The 1,394-nt window shown below is 71.5% G+C and carries 1 protein-coding gene; it reads left to right on the top strand.

The features are described 5' to 3' along the window. Positions 1-1,003, top strand: a 1,003-nt coding sequence (locus GSF22_RS33530) for a glycoside hydrolase family 26 protein (protein ID WP_208817909.1), incomplete at its 5' end; no start/stop codon positions are given. Positions 1,004-1,394: the final 391 nt, after the last annotated feature.

Raw genomic sequence — 1,394 nt, 5'->3', positions numbered from 1 at the left:
CGCCCCGCCACCGCTCTTCCCGCCCGAGGACCGGGCGTTCATCGGGGTCACCACCAAGGAGGGCACCTACGACTTCGCCCCGGTCGACCGGTTCGGCAAAGCGATCCGGCACCGGCCGGCCGTGATGCTGTTCAACCACGGTTGGGCGGTCAACGAGACGTTCGACCGGGCCGAGTTCGACGCGGTCGCCCGCCGGGGCATGCTGCCGATGCTCAGCTGGGAACCGTGGAACTACCGTGACGACCGGAAGAACGCCGACGGCACCCACGCCCGCCAGCCCCGCTACCAGCTGAACACCATCTACGGCGGCGCACACGACGACTACATCCGCGCCTACGCCACCGGCATCCGGCGGCTCAACTACCGGGTCGCGATCCGGTTCGCCCACGAGATGAACGGCTTCTGGTACCCGTGGGGCGCCGACGTCAACGGCAACGCCGCTGGGGACTACGTGAAGGCGTGGCGACACGTCCGACAGGTCTTCACCGAGGTGGGCGCCACGAACGTCATCTGGGTGTGGAGCCCGAACGTCCTCTTCGGGGACACGCAGCTCAAGCCCTTCTACCCGGGCGACGAGTGGGTGGACTGGATCGGCCTGTCCGGCTACTACGGCACCGAGGGCACCGAGAACTACCGCTCCCCCCGGACCGTCTTCGGCCGCTCCATCACCCACCTGCGGACCTTCACCAGCAAACCACTGGTCATCACCGAGACCGCCGCCACCGACAACGCCGGCCTGAAGGCCCGCTGGGTACGCGAGTTCTTCGGCTACCTGGAGGACAACCCGGACATCATCGGGTTCATCTGGTACGAGTCGGTGAAGGAGTGGGACTGGCGGATCGCCACCGCCCCGGCCGCCTCGGCCGCCTTCGCCGCCGAGGCCGACGATCGGCGGTACGACGTCCGTTGGGCGACGAACGTGGTGCCCCGGGTGACCGCGAAGGTGCCACCCCGGCCGACCGGTTCCCCGGTGGAACCCACCGGCACGGCACGTCCACGCTAGACGGTCGTGACCCGGTGGGTGGCCCGGCGGGGGCGGTGTTCCCACCGTGACCGGGCCGCTCGGCACCCGCCACCCTGGCCCACTCCTGATAGCCTGCCTGCTCGTGAACGACGTTCAGGGGGGCCCGCCCAGCGGGAACGACGGATACGACGAGTACGGCCTGCCGATCACGGGGCAACGGCACCTGCCACCTCCGGCGGCGCCCCCGCCGCCCCCGGGCGCGCCGGTCCCGCCGGCCGGTCATCCGGTGCCCGGTCCGCCCGCGCAGCCGGCCGGTCCGTTCCCACCGTCGTACGCACCGGGCGGACCGTACCGTCCGGTGCCGCCGCCACCCGGCCCGACGGTCGGCCCGGCCAGCGCCCCGACCCAGCAGATGCCCGTGGTGCCGATG

The organism is Micromonospora echinofusca, from assembly GCF_017614955.1.
GTDB classification, from domain to species: domain Bacteria; phylum Actinomycetota; class Actinomycetes; order Mycobacteriales; family Micromonosporaceae; genus Micromonospora; species Micromonospora echinofusca_A.
The sequence above is the reverse complement of the archived record's forward strand: the minus strand, read 5'-3'. Positions and strand labels throughout refer to the sequence as shown.